The sequence below is a fragment of the Pseudomonas sp. PDM04 genome, assembly GCF_014851765.1.
Taxonomy (GTDB): domain Bacteria; phylum Pseudomonadota; class Gammaproteobacteria; order Pseudomonadales; family Pseudomonadaceae; genus Aquipseudomonas.
Window position 1 is genome coordinate 416018 of record NZ_JACVAI010000003.1, and the last position, 17418, is coordinate 433435.

Genomic DNA, 17418 nt, shown 5'->3' on the forward strand with positions numbered 1-17418 from the left:
GCTACACGTTTTACTTAACACACTGGGGTTCATTAGGAGTTTCACGATGGAAATGCTGAAGTTTGGTAAATTTGCTGCGCTGGCTCTGGCCATGGCTGTAGCTGTAGGTTGCTCGTCCAAAGGCGGCGACAACGCCGGTGAAGGCGCTGTTGATCCAAACGCTGGTTACGGCGCTAACACTGGTGCTGTTGACGGCTCCCTGAGCGAAGAAGCTGCTCTGCGCGCAATCACCACCTTCTACTTCGAATACGACAGCTCGGACCTGAAGCCAGAAGCCATGCGCTCCCTGGACGTTCACGCCAAGGACCTGAAAGCAAACGGCGCTCGCGTTGTTCTGGAAGGCAACACCGACGAACGTGGTACTCGTGAGTACAACATGGCACTGGGCGAGCGTCGTGCGAAAGCCGTTCAGCGCTACCTGGTACTGCAAGGTGTTTCCCCAGCTCAGCTGGAACTGGTTTCCTACGGCGAAGAGCGTCCAGTTGCTACCGGCAACGACGAGCAGTCCTGGGCTCAAAACCGTCGCGTCGAACTGCGTAAGTAATTCGTCATGCGAACGTGCCGTCGTGCTGTAACTGTATTGGCTCTCAGTCTCGCACCGCTTGCGGTGTGGGCTGCGGTTCCTGTGGTCGAGGACAACTCCGGCTATAACAATAGCGGGAGCAGTTATCCGCCTGCAGGTTACGGTACGAACGGCGCCTATGCCGGGGGAGGGGCTTCGGCTCCTGCCTCGGCACAGGGCATGCTGTTCAACCAACTGCAACAAATGCAGGATCAGATATCGCGCCAGCAAGGTGTGATTGAGGAACTGCAGAATCAGGTTACGCGCATGAAGCAGGAATCCCTGGAGCGATACCAGGATCTTGATCGGCGCATCGGATCCGGCGTTGCACCTGCCGCGACTCCCGAGAATTCTTCCACCGGTGGCGACTTGAATGCCCCCGGTGCCGCAGCCGGCGCCGGAGCGGCCGGCGCTGCCACCCAAGCGCCTGCCGCCGGTAGCGAACCGGCTGACCCGGCGAAGGAAAAACTGTATTACGATGCAGCCTTCGACCTGATCAAGGCCAAGGACTTCGACAAGGCCAGCCAGGCTTTCAGCGCTTTCCTGCGTAAATACCCGAACAGTCAGTACGCCGGCAACGCCCAGTACTGGTTGGGCGAGGTGAACCTGGCCAAAGGCGATCTGCAAGGTGCAGGTCAAGCCTTTGCCAAGGTTTCGCAGCTGTACCCCAAGCACAACAAAGTGCCTGACTCGCTGTACAAGCTGGCTGACGTAGAACGCCGCCTGGGTCACCAGGACAAGGTCAAAGGCATTCTGCAACAGGTTGTGTCGCAGTATCCGGGCACTTCCGCTGCTCAGTTGGCCCAACGCGATCTGCAGCGCATGTAGGATGGCTTGAGCTGTCTCGAAGAAACCCGCGCTTGTCGCGGGTTTTTTCGTTAGAATTCACGCCCTTTTTATGAAACACGCTTTTTGGGATCTGCGCGTTGGCGGGGTTCCTTGAAGTGCCTGACGGAGGCGGACAGCCTGTTTAGCTGTTACGCCCGTGGCGACTATGCAAGACACATTGAGAATCACCGAAGTTTTCTACTCGTTGCAGGGGGAAACGCGGACTGCCGGGCTGCCCACGGTTTTTGTGCGCCTGACCGGTTGCCCATTGCGTTGCCAATACTGCGACAGCGCCTATGCGTTTTCGGGCGGGACCGTACGCACCCTCGACGACATCCTCGAACAGGTGGCCGGCTTTCGCCCGCGCTATGTGTGTGTCACCGGCGGTGAGCCATTGGCGCAACCGAACGCCATCCCCTTGCTCAAGCAACTGTGCGACGCCGGTTACGAGGTGTCACTGGAAACCAGTGGCGCACTGGACATCTCGGCGGTCGATCCACGGGTCAGCCGGGTCGTCGACCTCAAGACCCCGGATTCGAAGGAAGCGCACCGCAACCGCTACGAGAACATCGAACTGCTCACGCCCAACGATCAGGTGAAGTTTGTCATCTGCTCACGCGAAGACTATGACTGGGCAGTGTCCAAACTGATTCAGTACGGACTGGAGCGACGTGCCGGTGAGGTCCTGTTTTCACCCAGTCACCATGACCTGAATGCTCGGGACCTGGCGGATTGGGTGGTGGCCGACAACCTGCCGGTCCGTTTGCAATTGCAGCTGCATAAATATCTTTGGAACGACGAGCCGGGGCGCTGATATGACTGAACAAACCCAAACTGCGGAAAAACGCGCGGTCATCCTGCTGTCCGGCGGGCTGGATTCGGCAACGGTGGTGGCCATGGCGCGGGCGCAGGGCTACCAGTGCTACACCATGAGTTTCGACTACGGTCAGCGTTCCCACGCGGAATTGCACGCTGCCGAACGCGTCGCCCGGGACCTGGGTGTGGTCGAGCACAAGGTCATCGGCCTGAACCTTAACGGTATCGGCGGTTCAGCGCTGACCGACACCCGCATCGACATTCCGGAGGAGGTCGGTGAAGGTATCCCGGTGACGTATGTGCCGGCCCGCAACACGGTGTTTCTGTCGCTGGCCCTGGGCTGGGCGGAAGTGCTGGGTGCGCGTGACATTTTTATCGGCGTGAACGCCGTCGATTACTCCGGATACCCGGACTGCCGCCCCGAGTTCATCGAGTCCTTCGAGCGCATGGCCAACCTGGCAACCAAGGCCGGGGTCGAGGGCAACGGCTTCCGGATCCAGGCCCCCCTGCAGAACTTGAGCAAGGCGCAAATCGTCGAGGCGGGTGTGAAGCTTGGCGTTGATTACGGCCTCACCGTTTCCTGCTACCAGGCGGACAATGCGGGGCGTGCATGCGGCAAATGCGACAGCTGCAGATTGCGTGCGGAAGGCTTCGCAGCGGCCGGAATCAGCGATCCGACCCCTTATTTTTGATTTATTTCAAATAAGGTGTTGAATAACCGTTAAAAATCAGTATTATACGCGCCACCACACAGCGGGTCGTTAGCTCAGTTGGTAGAGCAGTTGGCTTTTAACCAATTGGTCGTAGGTTCGAATCCCACACGACCCACCATTTTTGTAGCAGTTTTAAAAGTCTGGAAGGCCCACGCAAGTGAGGATTTCCGGATTTTTTTTTGCCTGCGATTCAAGCTTTGACCCGTCTGCGGCTGTGCCGCGTGACGCAGGTCATAATCCCTCTTTTGCATCCACCGGATATTCTGTAGCCTTGCGCAGCTTCACCGTGCCTGATGAATACCCACTTTCCCGGCGGTGCCCCGATGGGTCCGGAGCCGGGTGTATACTCGACTTTCGCGCGAATGCGCCTGCAGGTCTTGCGAACATGACGCAGATTTCCGAACGCCTTCTGGTTCAAGCCCACCTCGATGCCAAACAGCCCAAACCGCTGACGGTTGAGGAAGAGGCTTACTACCGTGCTGCTATCGCTGCCGAGCTCAAGGCTCAGGACGCGGTGCTGGTGGCCCACTTCTACTGTGATCCGATCATCCAGGCGCTGGCCGAGGAGACCGGGGGCTGCGTTTCCGACTCCCTGGAGATGGCCCGCTTCGGCAATGCTCACCCGGCCAAGACCGTGGTGGTCGCCGGCGTCAAGTTCATGGGTGAAACCGCCAAGATTCTCAACCCCGAGAAACGCGTGCTGATGCCGACGCTGGAAGCGACCTGTTCGCTGGACCTGGGTTGCCCGGTGGATGAGTTCTCGGCGTTCTGCGATCAGCACCCGGAACGTACCGTGGTGGTGTATGCCAATACGTCGGCCGCGGTCAAAGCCCGGGCGGACTGGGTCGTGACCTCCAGCTGCGCGCTGGAGATCGTCGAAAGCCTGATGGATAACGGCGAAACGATCATCTGGGGCCCGGACAAGCACCTGGGCACCTACATCCAGCGCCAGACCGGTGCGGACATGCTGCTGTGGGACGGTGCCTGCATCGTTCACGAAGAGTTCAAGTCCAAGCAGCTCGAAGACATGAAGGCGCTGTACCCGGATGCCGCAATCCTGGTGCACCCGGAGTCGCCGACGTCGGTGATCGAACTGGCGGATGCCGTCGGCTCGACCAGTCAACTGATCGCTGCGGCCCAAAGCCTGCCGAACAAGACGCTGATCGTCGCCACTGACCGCGGCATCTTCTACAAGATGCAGCAGCTGTGCCCGGACAAGGTCTTTATCGAGGCGCCTACGGCCGGTAATGGCGCGGCGTGCCGCAGTTGTGCACATTGCCCATGGATGGCGATGAATACGCTTGAGCGCACGCTCAAGTGCCTGAAAGAGGGGAGCAACGAGATCTTTGTCGACCCGGCATTGATTCCCCAGGCGATCCGCCCGCTCAAGCGCATGCTGGATTTCACCCAGGCGGCACGGATGAAGCTGGCCGGTAACGCGTAACGTCCGTCAGTCGGTAAAAATGTGGGAGCGGGCTTGCTCGCGAAGGCCGTCAGTCGACCTGGGCGCTGACTGATGCATTCGCCAGCAGGCCCGCTCCCACAATGGTTTTGACGCTGTAAATTATTTGGTCTTCTTCGGAATCCGCACCAGTTCGGTGCCCGAGTACATGTCATGCCAGCTGCGTTTCTGTTTGTCGAACAGCGACCAGAAGAACCCGAGGCCAACGCACAGCAGTGATGCAATGGACACGATAAAGCGCAGCAACGCCTGCCACAGGCTGATGGATGAGCCGTCGGCGTTTTGCACGCGGATGCACCACACCTGCATGCCCAGTGTCTGACCGGACAGGGTCCAGAACTTGGCGAAGAAACCGAACAGCACGAACAGCAGCACGGTCGAGAGCAACGGGTCGCCGTCCAGCGCGCCGGCTTCGGTGAGTGCGCGCATCCTGTCCTCGCCGATGATCGCCATCTGGATCATCTTGTAGAGGCCGCTGGTCACGATCAGCAGGGCGGTGCACAGCAGGAAGTCATAGAACATCGCTGCCAGGCGACGACCCAGGGTCGCGGCGGGAAAATCGCCCTGTGGTTTGAGCAGGTGTTTCGACATGACAGGGGTCCCTGGAAAAAAGAAGCCCATTTTACGGATTTACGCGCACAAAAAAGCCCCTGATGTCAGCATCAGGGGCTTTTTCGTTACAGAAGATCAGGCTTCTGCTTGTACTTCGTCAGCCTGCATGCCTTTCTGGCCTTGCACGGCGATGAAAGTCACTTTCTGGCCTTCTTTCAGGCTCTTGAAGCCGTTGCCCTGAATAGCGCGGAAATGCACGAACAGATCCGGACCGCTTTCTGGAGTGATAAAACCAAAACCTTTCTCGTCGTTAAACCACTTGACGGTACCGCTCTGACGTTGGGACATTTCTTATTTCCTTTGACGCTAAATTAATGACAGCCTCCTTCTCATGAAAGAGTACTGGGGCTGGTTGCAGGAGAGTAAGAAGACGTCGAACGGGATGTAGCTAACTTTGTAGGCTACTGCCCAGGTCACGATTCCAAGCGACCCATGCAAACACAGTGAACAAACTCTACGCCAACTATGGGAGAAAAAACAAGCCCTGTGAGAGGCCCGGTTTTGCTCGTGTTGGTCGCGTTAGTCAGTCCACTAGTGCCCTCTTATTCGAGGATATCGTTCAATCGTTTTCGATCGTTATAAGCAACGTTCATAAACGAAGGTCATACTCGAATAATGCACTGTTTTATGGCGGTTGCGTTACACATTAGTGCACTGTTAACGCAACCGCGTTACTTATAGAAACAGTCAATCAACCACGATAGTAGCGTTGTGGAACAAATGGCATTTTGCTTACAAGCAACGATACCTTTTTCCCACGTACGATCGCCCAGACGGGCGTGTCGATGGCGGTGTAGCCGCTGTCGAGGTAACCCATGGCCAGCGGACCGCCCAGGGTCGGGCCGAAGCCGCCGCTGCACACGCTGCCGATGATGTCGCCCGCTTCGTTGACGATGTCCGCGCCTTCACGCACCGGGGTGCGTTCCTGAGGCAACAGGCCGACGCGCTTGCGGCTGACGCCATTTTGCTGCTGGGCGAAGATCGCATCGGCACCGGGGAAGCCGCCGGCACGTGCGCCATCGGCACGTCGTGGCTTGGAGATGGCCCACAGCAGGCTCGCTTCGATGGGGCTGGTGTCGGTATTCATGTCGTGACCGTAGAGGCACAGGCCGGCTTCCAGGCGCAACGAGTCCCGTGCACCCAGGCCGATGGCCTCGACTTCCGGTTCGGCCAAGAGGGCGCGGGCCAGGGCTTCGGCGCTGGCGGCCGGTACGGAGATTTCGAATCCGTCTTCACCGGTGTAACCCGAGCGGCTGACGAAGCAGTCCACGCCCAGCAGTTTCACGCGGGTGAATTGCATGAAGGTCATCTTCGCCACTTCCGGCGCCAGGCGTGCGAGCACGGTCACAGCGGCCGGGCCTTGCAACGCCAGCAGTGCACGCTCTTCGAACAGCGGCTCGATGCGGCATTGCTCGCCAATGTGCTGGCGCAGGTGCGCCAGGTCCTGCTCCTTGCAGGCGGCGTTGACCACCAGGAACAGTTCGTCGTTACCCAGGTTGGCGACCATCAGGTCGTCAAGGATGCCGCCGGTTTCGTTGGTGAACATGGCGTAACGCTGCATGCCCACGGGCAGGTCGAGGATGTCCACCGGCACCAGGCTTTCCAGGGCCTTGGCGGCATTGGCGCCGCTCAGACGGATCTGGCCCATGTGCGAGACGTCGAACAGCCCGGCCTGGTCGCGGGTGTGCTGGTGTTCCTTCATCACGCCCAGCGGGTATTGCACTGGCATGTCATAGCCGGCGAACGGCACCATGCGGGCGCCGAGTTCGATATGCAGTGCGTGCAACGGGGTTTTCAACAGTTGTTCGGTGGACATATCCAGCTCCTGTAGATCGTGCGGATGCGTGCATCAGCACTCGATAATGTTGACCGCCAAACCGCCACGGGCGGTTTCCTTGTATTTGCTTTTCATGTCGGCGCCGGTCTGGCGCATGGTGCGGATGACCTTGTCGAGCGAGACGAAATGTTGCCCGTCGCCACGCATGGCCATGCGCACCGCATTGATGGCCTTGACCGAGCCCATGGCGTTGCGCTCGATGCAGGGGACTTGCACCAGCCCGCCAATCGGGTCGCAAGTCAGGCCGAGGTTATGTTCCATGCCGATTTCGGCGGCGTTTTCCACTTGCTGCACGCTGCCGCCCAGCACTTCGCACAACGCGCCGGCCGCCATCGAACAGGCGACACCCACCTCGCCCTGGCAGCCGACTTCGGCGCCGGAGATCGAGGCGTTTTCCTTGTAGAGAATGCCGATGGCGGCAGCCGTCAGCAGGAAGCGCACGACCCCGTCTTCGTTGGCGCCGGGAATGAAGCGCATGTAGTAGTGCAAGACGGCCGGGACGATGCCCGCTGCACCATTGGTGGGCGCCGTCACCACGCGCCCGCCGTTGGCGTTTTCTTCGTTGACCGCCAGGGCGTACAGATTGACCCAGTCGAGCACCGACAGCGGGTCGCGCAGCGAAGATTCCGGGTTCTTGCACAGCTGGCGATGCAGCGCCGCGGCTCGGCGCTTGACCTTCAGCCCCCCGGGCAGAATGCCTTCGTTGCGGCAGCCGGCGTCGACGCAGTCCTGCATCACTTGCCAGATTTTCAGCAGGCCGGCGCGGGTTTCCGCTTCCGGGCGCCAGGCGCTTTCATTGGTCAGCATCACCTGGCTGATCGACAAGCCGTAGGTGCTGCAATGACCGAGCAGGTCCTTGGCGCTTTTGAACGGAAAGGTCAGCACGGTGGCGTCTTCGACGATACGGTCGGCGCCGGCAGCGTCTTCATCGACCACGAAACCGCCGCCGACCGAGTAGTACTCGCGGCTGCGGATCTGCAGGCCCGCGGCGTCGAATGCGCGAAAGATCATGCCGTTGGGGTGATAGGCCAACGGCTTGCGGATCATCGCCAGGTGTTCTTTCTCGTTGAACGCGATGCTGTGTTCGCCGAGCAGGTTCAAGCGACCATGGCCCCGAATGTCTTGCAGGCGGGCGGCCACGGTTTCGGTGTTCACGGTATCCGGGTGTTCGCCTTCCAGGCCCAGCAACACGGCCTTGTCGCTGCCGTGGCCCTTGCCCGTGGCGCCGAGCGAGCCGTAGAGCTCGACCCTGACGCTCGCGGTGGCGCCCAGCAGGCCTTCACGGCGCAACCCTTCGGCAAACCGCGCAGCGGCGCGCATCGGGCCGACAGTGTGGGAGCTGGAAGGGCCGATGCCAATCTTGAACAGGTCGAACACGCTTAAAGACATGGTTGTTCTCCGGTTTCTTGTTATGGGAATTGGCGAAATCTGCGGCTTGAAAAAGATTCCTGTGGGAGCGAGCAGGCTCGCTCCCACAAGGGAAATGCGGTGTTGTGGGGGGGCGGGTAAACCGCCCCCTCATCCGTTAAGCGTAGCTTTCGATCGACGGGCAGGCGCACACCAGGTTGCGATCGCCGAAGACGTTGTCGACGCGACCGACCGGCGGCCAGTATTTGCCTTCGACCAGCGACGCAACCGGGTACACCGCCTGCTCGCGGCTGTACGGGTGCGACCACTCGCCGACCAGCTCCGCTGCGGTGTGCGGGGCGTTTTTCAGCGGGTTGTCGTCCTTGTCCAGGGTGCCGTTTTCCACCGCGCGGATTTCTTCGCGAATGCGGATCATGGCGTCGCAGAAGCGGTCCAGTTCTTCCCTGGATTCACTTTCGGTCGGCTCGATCATCAGCGTGCCTGCGACCGGGAACGACATGGTCGGGGCGTGGAAGCCGAAGTCGATCAGGCGCTTGGCCACGTCGTCGACGCTGATGCCGCTGCTGTCCTTGAGCGGGCGCAGGTCGAGGATGCATTCGTGCGCCACCAGGCCGTTGCTGCCGGTGTACAGCACCGGGTAGTGCTCTTCGAGGCGACGGGAAATGTAGTTGGCGTTGAGGATCGCCAGTTGCGAAGCCCGCTTGAGGCCGGCGCCACCCATCATGCGGATGTACATCCAGGTGATCGGCAGGATGCTCGCGCTGCCGAACGGCGCTGCGCAGACTGCGCCTTCCTTGCGTTCCATCTGCGCGTGGCCCGGCAGGAATGGCGCCAGGTGCGATTTCACGCCAATCGGGCCGACGCCCGGGCCGCCACCGCCGTGGGGAATGCAGAACGTCTTGTGCAGGTTCAGGTGCGAGACGTCGCCGCCGAACTTGCCCGGTGCGCAGAGGCCGACCATTGCGTTCATGTTGGCACCGTCGATGTACACCTGGCCGCCGTTGTCATGAATGATGCCGCAGATTTCGCGGATGCCTTCCTCGAACACGCCGTGGGTCGACGGGTAGGTGATCATCAGTGCGGCAAGGTGCTCGCGGTGCTCGATGGCCTTGGCGCGCAGGTCTTCGATATCGACGTTGCCACGGGCATCGCACGCGGTGACCACGACACGCATGCCGGCCATCTGGGCGGTGGCCGGGTTGGTGCCATGGGCGGACGACGGGATCAGGCAGATGTCGCGACGGTCTTCACCACGGCTCTGGTGGTAGGCGCGAATCGCCAGCAGGCCTGCGTACTCACCTTGCGAACCGGCGTTCGGTTGCAGCGAAATCGAGTCGTAACCGGTGGCGGCACAGAGCATCGCTTCCAGTTCGTCGGTCAGTTGCTGGTAACCGGCGCTTTGCTCGGCCGGCGCGAACGGGTGCAGGGCGCCGAATTCGGCCCAGGTCACCGGGATCATTTCGCTGGCTGCGTTGAGTTTCATGGTGCAGGAGCCCAGCGGGATCATGGTGCGGTCGAGCGCCAGGTCCTTGTCGGCGAGCTTGCGCAGGTAGCGCATCAGCTCGGTTTCCGAGTGATAACGGTTGAACACCGGGTAGCTGAGGATCGGTGACTGGCGAACCAGCGCGGACGGGACGGTGCTTTGTACCGCGGCAGCGAGCGCAGCGAAGTCCGGCAGCGCTTTGCCTTCAGACAGCAGGGCCCACAGGGTTTCGACATCGGCCTGGGTGCTGGTTTCGTCCAGGGACAGGCCCAGGCGTTCGGCGTCGACCACGCGCAGGTTGATCTGCTGGGCGCGCGCCTTGTCGTGCAGGCGGGCGGTGTTCGCGCCGGTGTTCAGCGTCAGGGTATCGAAGAAGTGGGCTTGCTCGACGACCAGGCCCAGGGTGCTCAGGCCTTTGGCCAGAATCGCGGTCAGGTGATGGATGCGCTGGGCGATCTGCGTCAGGCCTTTGGGGCCGTGGTAGACCGCGTACATGCTGGCGATGTTGGCCAGCAGCACTTGTGCGGTGCAGATGTTGCTGGTGGCTTTCTCGCGACGGATGTGTTGCTCGCGGGTCTGCATGGCCAGGCGCAGGGCCGGCTTGCCGAAACGGTCCACGGACACGCCGACCAGACGGCCCGGCATGTCGCGCTTGAACGCATCCTTGGTGGAGAAGTACGCCGCATGCGGGCCACCGAAGCCCAGCGGTACGCCAAAACGTTGCGCGCTGCCGATGGCCACGTCGGCGCCGAACTCGCCTGGCGGGGTGAGCACGGTCAGGGCCAGCAGGTCGGCCGCGACCGCGACCAGTGCATTGGCGGCGTGGAAGCGTTCGGTCAGTTCGCGGTAGTCGAACAGGTCACCGTTGCTCGCCGGGTACTGCAGCAGGGCGCCGAAGAATGGCGTCACGTCGCTCAGTTCGCGCTCGTCACCGACGACCACGTCGATACCCAGCGGCTCGGCACGGGTGCGCAGCACGTCGAGGGTCTGCGGGTGGCAATGGGCGGAAGCGAAGAACTGGTGGCTGCCCTTGTTCTTGCTCAGGCGTTTGCAGAAGGTCATGGCTTCGGCGGCAGCGGTGGCTTCGTCGAGCAGGGAGGCGTTGGCGATCGGCAGGCCGGTGAGGTCGCTGATCAGGGTCTGGAAGTTCAGCAACGCTTCGAGACGGCCCTGGGAAATTTCCGGCTGGTACGGGGTGTACGCGGTGTACCAGGCCGGGTTTTCCAGCAGGTTGCGCAGGATCGGCGCCGGCGTGTGGGTGCCGTAGTACCCCTGACCGATGTAGGTCTTGAACAGTTGATTGCGGGCGGCGATGCCCTTGATCAGCGCCAGGGCATCGGCTTCGCTGAGGCCGTCATCCATATCGAGCACGCTGGTGCCCTTGATGCTTTCCGGGATCACGCTGGCGCTCAACGCTTCCAGCGAGTCGAAACCGAGGCTGTTGAGCATGGCTTGCTCATCGCCGGAACGCGGGCCGATATGACGGGCGATGAATTCGTTGGCGGTGCTCAGGTTGACTTGAGTCATGTGCGTGCTCCTCAGGCTTCGGCGTTGGCTTTGATCAGGCGGTCGTAGGCGTCCTGATCGAGCAGTTTGGCGACCGCCGAGGCGTCGGCCGGCTGAAAGCGGAAAAACCAGCCTTCACCCAGCGGGTCTTCGTTGACCAGTTCCGGGCTGCTGTCCAGTGCCGGGTTGACTTCCAGCACGTCGCCGTCCAGTGGCATGTACACGCCGCTGGCGGCCTTGACCGACTCCACGGTGGCGGCTTCTGCGCCTTTTTCATAAGCCTGCAGCTCGGGCAGTTGTACGAAAACCACGTCGCCCAGGGCGTTCTGTGCGAAAGCCGTGATGCCGACGGTGACACTGCCGTCCGCTTCGGCGCGCAGCCATTCGTGATCTTCAGTAAAACGCAACTCGCTCATGGAAACTCCTAAGGGGCCAGACTCGTCTGGTGGACGCGGTTGAAAGGCTTTCGGGCAAAAGCCCTGCTTTTAATAAGGACGATACTTAGCAAGAACACGGCCAATGTTGTTTTTCCGTTATAAAACAATAAGTTATGTTTTGTAGTGAGCGCGCAAAGCGACCCGGGTGTAGCGAAATCGCTACAGGCTGGGGCGTGGAAAAAAGCATAACGGGATCAAAGCCTTGCACGGCGCTGATCAGGGAGGGGTGTATCGATTTCGTTCCGCTGTAGCGCTTTCAGTACAGGTGGAGGTCGTTTTTGAGCAGGCCAGGGACTGCCCAATGATCGTGGGAGCGAGCCTGCCCGCGAAGCGGTCTGTCAGTCGCCACCATGTTGGCTGTGACACCGCTTCGCGAGCAGGCTCGCTCCCACAGCAGGACGGAAGGCCTACGCCTTGTTGGGAATCCCATACTTGCGCAATCGATGGGCAATGGCCGTGTGGGACGTCTGCAGTCGGCTGGCCAGTTGCCGGGTCGAGGGGTAGCTGACGTAGAGCTTTTCCAGCAGGGTCTTTTCGAACGCTTCCACCGCCTGTTCCAGGCTGTCGACGTCGTTGTCGCTCTGGCGTGCCACGGAGGTGCCGGCGATGTCGAGATCGCCGATGTCCACCAGGGTGCTTTCGCAAATGGCGGCGGCGCGGAAGATCACGTTCTGCAATTGCCGAACGTTGCCCGGCCAGCGGTTGCCCAGCAGCGCCGGATAGGTGCCGGGCGCCAGTCGGCAGACCGGGCGCTGGATCTGCGCACAGGCCTGTTGCATGAAATAGCGGGCCAGCAGCAGGATGTCCTGGCCCCGTTCGCGCAGCGGCGGGACCTCGACGTTGAGGACATTGAGGCGATAGAACAGGTCTTCACGGAACGTGCCTTCGCTGACCATTTTTTCCAGGTCGCGGTGGGTGGCGCTGAGAATGCGCACGTTGACCTTGACCTCGCGATCCCCACCGACCCGGCGGAAACTGCCGTCATTGAGGAATCGCAGCAGTTTCGCCTGCAAGTACGGCGACATTTCGCCGATTTCGTCGAGAAACACCGTGCCCTGGTTCGCCAGCTCCATCAACCCCGGTTTACCGCCCCGTTGCGCGCCGGTGAAGGCGCCGGGGGCATAGCCGAACAGCTCGCTTTCGGCGAGGTTCTCCGGCAATGCCGCGCAGTTCAGCGCGAGGAACGGCGCGCTGTGGCGCGCGCTGATGGCGTGGCAGGCGCGGGCCACCAGCTCCTTGCCGGTGCCGGTTTCGCCCTGGATCAGCAACGGCGCATCCAGCGCCGCCACCCGTTGCGCACGGGCCTTGAGGGTGCGAATCGCCGGGGACTCGCCGATCAGTGCATCGAACCCTTCGGCATGGTCGTGGTGCAGCGCCGACAGGCGTTCGCCAATCCGGTTCGGCTGGTAGAGCGTCAGCAGCGCGCCGGCGTCGGTGATCGGCGTGGCGTCCAGCAACAGGGTCTGGCCGTTGACCGTGACCTCGCGCAGCGGTAAGCGGAAGCCCTGTTCCAGCAGGGCGTCGAGCAGCGCCGGATCGGCAAACAGGTCGGCCACGCTTTCACCGGCCGGCTCCCGACCGTACAGGGCAATCAGTGCCGGATTGGCCAGCAGCACCTTGCCAACGCTGTCCAGGGCCAGGACCGGATCGGTCATGGCGGCCAGCAAGGCGTCGAGTTGCAGGTGGCGGCGCTGGCCGGGAAGGATATCGACCACCGTCATCGCCTGCACGCCGCGCACGCTGAGCAGCGCATCGCGCAGCTCTTCGAGGACGTCGGGGCTCAGGGTCGGGGCGTCGATGTACACGTTGGGCGGAACCATTTCCACCGCATCCAGATTGAGGTTGCGCCCACCGAGCAAGGCCAGGACTTCCTGGGTAATGCCGACGCGGTCGATGAAGCTGACGTGGATACGCATGGGGCGGTTTTCAATCTGACGAGCGGAGGGTGGCAAGTATGCCTTGGAGCGGGGTAATGGTGAAATCCCGTGGGGGATTTGCAGGGGGACACCGATCCGCTGTGGGGGCGGGTTTGCTCCTACCTCGGATCGGTGGCGGGTTTATTCCAGATGCTCGGGTTTGACCGGGTCACCGGATTTCATGTCCAGTTGCAGGCGCACGTCCTCGAACATCGCGTCATAGTGCTTGTGGACCGAGCCGATGCTGCTGTGGGTCTTGGGGATGCCATATTTCTCGGCGATTTTCGTCACGTTGCTGGCGAAGTTGTAGGCCTGGTCCTTGGGCAGGAAAAACGATTCCTCCATGTCCTTGCCCTGCATGCTGCCTTGCAGGGTGAACAGCATCCCCTTGCCTTCCTTGGGGTCCTGCGTGACCTCGTATTTGAGGTGCAGGTTGTAGCTGACATCGTCAGGCGTCAGCGCATGACGCTCGATGTGCAAGTAACCGGGCTCGAACTTGGCCATTGACGGTTCTCCTTATATATAAGTTATCCCGGGCTTCGCCGTACTGATGCGGGTACCGGCCGTGCCTTGGACGATCGCCTCGATGTCCGACAGTGAACCGATCACCGCCGTTTTTCCAGTATGGCGTGCGAACTCGCAGGCTGCCTGAACCTTGGGGCCCATGGAGCCGGCGGCGAAACCGAGCTTTTCGATTTCGTCGGGATGAGCGTAGCTGATGGCTTTCTGGGTCGGTTTGCCAAAGTCGATGTACGCGCCGTTGACGTCGGTGGCGATCACCAGCAGATCGCTCTCGAGCTGCTCGGCCAGCAGCGCCGAGCACAGGTCCTTGTCGATCACGGCTTCCACGCCTTGCAGCTTGCCCTGGGCGCCGTACATCGTCGGGATGCCGCCACCGCCGGCACAAATCACGATGCTGCCTTTTTCCAGCAGCCATTTGATCGGGCGAATTTCGAAGATGCGCTTGGGCCGGGGGCTGGCCACCACACGGCGGAATTTGTCGCCGTCCGGGGCAATCGCCCAGCCTTTTTCGGCGGCGAGTTTTTCCGCTTCGGCCTTGGCGTACACCGGACCGATGGGTTTGGTCGGGTTCTGGAACGCCGGGTCGTTGGCGTCGACTTCAACCTGGGTCAGCAAGGTGGCGAAGGGCACTTCAAAGTCCAGCAGGTTGCCCAGTTCCTGTTCGATGATGTAGCCGATCATGCCTTCGGTTTCGGCGCCGAGCACGTCCAGTGGATATGGTGAAACCGAGGTGTAGGCCGCCGCTTGCAGCGACAGCAGGCCGACCTGCGGGCCATTGCCGTGGGCGATGACCAGTTGATTGCCAGCGTGGACCTTGGCGATTTGCTCGGTGGCGATGCGGATGTTGGCACGCTGGTTGTCCGCGGTCATGGGTTCACCGCGGCGGAGCAGGGCGTTACCGCCCAGAGCTACGACGATACGCATAATGCAGTCCTTCTCACAGATAAGTCCGAGGCTTTCTGTGGGAGCGAACCTGCACACGATGGCGGTATGACAGGCGACAACTGTGTCGACTGAAGTTGCGCTATCGCGAGCAGGCGCGCTCCCACATGGATCAATTGCAGCCGTTACAAATCAGCCAACGTCGACACCAGGATCGCCTTGATCGTGTGCATGCGGTTTTCCGCCTGCTCGAAGGCGATGCAGGCCGGCGACTCGAACACGTCGTCGGTGACCTCGATGCCGTTCTTCAGGTGCGGATACTGCTCGGCAATCTGCTTGCCGACCTTGGTATCGCTGTTGTGGAACGCCGGCAGGCAGTGCATGAACTTGGTGCGCGGGTTGCCGGTGGCTTTCATCAACTCGGCGTTGACCTGATAGGGCAGCAGTTGCTGGATACGTTCGGCCCAGGCTTCGACGGGCTCGCCCATCGACACCCAGACGTCGGTGTGGATGAAGTCCACGCCCTTGACCGCCGCTTTCGGATCTTCGGTCAGGGTGATGCGCGCGCCGCTTTCCTCGGCGTATTTGTTGCAGCGCTCAACCAGGTCGTCATGGGGCCACAGGGCCTTGGGCGCGCAGATGCGCACGTCCATGCCCAGCTTGGAACCGACCAGCAGCAGCGAGTTGCCCATGTTGTTGCGGGCATCACCAAGGTAGGCGTAGCTGATCTCGTGGATGGGCTTGTCGGCATGCTCACGCATGGTCAACACGTCGGCGATCATCTGTGTCGGGTGGTACTCGTCGGTCAGGCCGTTGAACACCGGCACGCCGGCGAACTTGGCCAGTTCCTCGACGATTTCCTGCTTGAAGCCACGGTACTCGATGGCGTCGTACATGCGCCCCAGGACGCGGGCGGTGTCCTTCATGCTTTCCTTGTGGCCGATTTGCGAAGAGTTGGGGTCGATGTAGGTGACGTTGGCCCCCTGGTCATAGGCCGCGACTTCGAACGCGCAACGGGTGCGGGTAGAGGTTTTCTCGAAGATCAGCGCGATGTTGTTGCCCTTGAGATGCTGCTGTTCGGTGCCGGTGTATTTGGCGCGCTTGAGGTCGCGGGACAGGTCGAGCAGGTAACGCAATTCGCGAGGGGTGTGGTGTTCCAGGCTCAGCAGATTGCGGTTATGAATATTGAAAGCCATGTCGGATCTCCAGAAATCAGTAATCGATCGGGTCGCGGATGATCGGGCAGGTCATGCAGTGGCCACCGCCACGTCCTCGTCCCAGTTCACCGGCGCTGATGGTGATGACTTCCACCCCGGCCTTGCGCAGCAGGGTGTTGGTGTAGGTGTTGCGGTCATAGCCGATCACCACGCCGGGCTCGACGGCGACCACGTTATTGCCGTCGTCCCATTGCTCGCGTTCGGCGGCGAAGCTGTTGCCGCCGGTTTCCACGACGCGCAACGCCTTGAGGTTGAGGGCGGCCGCCACGGTATCGAGGAAGTTGCTTTGTTCGCGGCGGATATCGATGTGCCCTGGTTTGCTTTCGTCAGGGCGCAGGGTGAAGGCGACGATCTGGTTCACCACCTCGGGGAAGATCGTCACAAGGTCGCGGTCGCAGAAGCTGAACACGGTGTCCAGGTGCATCGCCGCGCGGGATTTGGGCAGGCCGGCGACGATCACGCGTTCCACCGCCTTGTTCTTGAACAGGTTCAATGCCAGTTGGCCGATGGCCTGGCGGGACGAGCGTTCGCCCATGCCGATCAGCACCACGCCGTTACCGATCGGCATCACGTCACCGCCTTCGAGGGTGGCGCTGCCGTGGTCCTGGTCCGGGTCGCCGTACCAGATCTCGAAATCGGCGTTGGTGAACTGCGGGTGGAACTTGTAGATGGCGGTGGTCAGCAGGGTTTCCTGGCGACGCGCCGGCCAGTACATCGGGTTCAACGTCACGCCACCGTAGATCCAGCAGGTGGTGTCGCGGGTGAACTGGGTATTGGGCAGCGGCGGCAGGATGAAGCTGGAGTGACCGAGAAAGTCGCGGAACATCTTGATGGTCTCGCCGCCGAAACTGTCCGGCAGGTCATCGGCGGACACGCCGCCAATCAGGAATTCCGCCGCTTTGCGCGGTTCCAGGCTTTTCAGCCACGATTTGACTTCATTGATCAGGCCCAGGCCGACCGAGTTGCCGGTGACCTTGCGCTCCAGAATCCAGTCCAGCGCTTCGGGGATGGCGACGATGTCGGTCAGCAGGTTGTGCATTTCCAGCACATCGATTCCGCGCTCGCGCATTTTGGTGACGAAATCGAAATGGTCACGCTTGGCCTGGGCCACCCACAGCACATCATCGAAAAGCAGTTCGTCGCAGTTGTTCGGGGTCAGCCGCTGGTGGGCCAGGCCGGGGGAGCAAACCATGACTTTGCGCAGTTTGCCGGCTTCGGAATGTACGCCGTACTTAACTTTTTCCGTGGTCATTACAG

At 61.2% G+C, this 17418-nt stretch carries 16 protein-coding genes and 1 tRNA gene; 6 read left to right on the plus strand and 11 right to left on the minus strand.

All coding sequences use genetic code 11. The features are described 5' to 3' along the window. Positions 1 to 46: 46 nt before the first annotated feature. The 6 genes from pal to nadA all read left to right on the plus strand — a co-directional run bounded on the left by pal (position 47) and on the right by nadA (position 4363). Positions 47 to 544 carry a peptidoglycan-associated lipoprotein Pal gene (gene pal / locus IB249_RS13890; RefSeq protein ID WP_150772357.1) on the plus strand — a complete coding sequence of 166 codons (498 nt, stop codon included), beginning with the start codon at positions 47 to 49 and terminating at the stop codon, positions 542 to 544. Positions 545 to 550: 6 nt separating this feature from the next. Further along, positions 551 to 1390 (plus strand): tol-pal system protein YbgF, encoded by an 840-nt coding sequence (gene ybgF / locus IB249_RS13895; RefSeq protein ID WP_192305569.1) that lies wholly within the window; start codon positions 551 to 553, stop codon positions 1388 to 1390. Positions 1391 to 1556: 166 nt separating this feature from the next. Further along, on the plus strand, positions 1557 to 2204 hold the full coding sequence (queE, locus tag IB249_RS13900) for a 7-carboxy-7-deazaguanine synthase QueE (RefSeq protein WP_192305571.1): 648 nt from the start codon (positions 1557 to 1559) through the stop codon (positions 2202 to 2204). A 1-nt stretch (position 2205) separates the two neighbouring features. Then, the gene (queC, locus tag IB249_RS13905; RefSeq protein WP_192305573.1) at positions 2206 to 2898 is read left to right on the plus strand and encodes a 7-cyano-7-deazaguanine synthase QueC; all 693 of its coding nucleotides are present in this window, start codon (positions 2206 to 2208) and stop codon (positions 2896 to 2898) included. Positions 2899 to 2961: 63 nt separating this feature from the next. After that, positions 2962 to 3037: transfer RNA gene (locus IB249_RS13910), tRNA-Lys, on the plus strand. Between the two features lie 267 nt (positions 3038 to 3304). After that, positions 3305 to 4363 carry a quinolinate synthase NadA gene (gene nadA, locus IB249_RS13915; protein ID WP_192305575.1) on the plus strand — a complete coding sequence of 353 codons (1059 nt, stop codon included), beginning with the start codon at positions 3305 to 3307 and terminating at the stop codon, positions 4361 to 4363. A gap of 120 nt (positions 4364 to 4483) precedes the next feature. On the opposite strand, the gene IB249_RS13920 is transcribed toward nadA, so the two are convergent. From IB249_RS13920 to arcA, 11 genes are all read right to left on the minus strand, one after another. Beyond that, the gene (locus IB249_RS13920; protein ID WP_192305577.1) at positions 4484 to 4972 is read right to left on the minus strand and encodes an RDD family protein; all 489 of its coding nucleotides are present in this window, start codon (positions 4970 to 4972) and stop codon (positions 4484 to 4486) included. Between the two features lie 96 nt (positions 4973 to 5068). Then, entirely contained in the window at positions 5069 to 5281 is a 213-nt protein-coding gene (locus tag IB249_RS13925) for a cold-shock protein (RefSeq protein WP_007977299.1), read from the minus strand. 403 nt (positions 5282 to 5684) lie between these two features. Beyond that, positions 5685 to 6809, minus strand: a complete 1125-nt coding sequence (gcvT, locus tag IB249_RS13930) for a glycine cleavage system aminomethyltransferase GcvT (protein WP_192305579.1) — start codon at positions 6807 to 6809, stop codon at positions 5685 to 5687. 33 nt (positions 6810 to 6842) lie between these two features. After that, entirely contained in the window at positions 6843 to 8219 is a 1377-nt protein-coding gene (locus IB249_RS13935; RefSeq protein WP_192305582.1) for an L-serine ammonia-lyase, read from the minus strand. Positions 8220 to 8355: 136 nt separating this feature from the next. Continuing rightward, positions 8356 to 11208 carry an aminomethyl-transferring glycine dehydrogenase gene (gene gcvP, locus IB249_RS13940; protein ID WP_192305584.1) on the minus strand — a complete coding sequence of 951 codons (2853 nt, stop codon included), beginning with the start codon at positions 11206 to 11208 and terminating at the stop codon, positions 8356 to 8358. 11 nt (positions 11209 to 11219) lie between these two features. Beyond that, positions 11220 to 11603, minus strand: a complete 384-nt coding sequence (gcvH, locus tag IB249_RS13945) for a glycine cleavage system protein GcvH (RefSeq protein ID WP_192305586.1) — start codon at positions 11601 to 11603, stop codon at positions 11220 to 11222. A 428-nt stretch (positions 11604 to 12031) separates the two neighbouring features. Beyond that, positions 12032 to 13540, minus strand: a complete 1509-nt coding sequence (locus IB249_RS13950; RefSeq protein ID WP_192305588.1) for a sigma-54-dependent transcriptional regulator — start codon at positions 13538 to 13540, stop codon at positions 12032 to 12034. 141 nt (positions 13541 to 13681) lie between these two features. Beyond that, positions 13682 to 14044 carry a DUF5064 family protein gene (locus IB249_RS13955; protein WP_192305589.1) on the minus strand — a complete coding sequence of 121 codons (363 nt, stop codon included), beginning with the start codon at positions 14042 to 14044 and terminating at the stop codon, positions 13682 to 13684. Positions 14045 to 14056: 12 nt separating this feature from the next. Further along, the gene (arcC, locus tag IB249_RS13960; RefSeq protein ID WP_192305591.1) at positions 14057 to 14986 is read right to left on the minus strand and encodes a carbamate kinase; all 930 of its coding nucleotides are present in this window, start codon (positions 14984 to 14986) and stop codon (positions 14057 to 14059) included. Between the two features lie 143 nt (positions 14987 to 15129). Then, positions 15130 to 16140, minus strand: coding sequence for an ornithine carbamoyltransferase (locus IB249_RS13965; RefSeq protein WP_192305593.1), 1011 nt, complete (start codon positions 16138 to 16140; stop codon positions 15130 to 15132). A gap of 16 nt (positions 16141 to 16156) precedes the next feature. Continuing rightward, entirely contained in the window at positions 16157 to 17413 is a 1257-nt protein-coding gene (arcA, locus tag IB249_RS13970; RefSeq protein ID WP_192305595.1) for an arginine deiminase, read from the minus strand. Between the last annotated feature and the right edge of the window lie 5 nt (positions 17414 to 17418).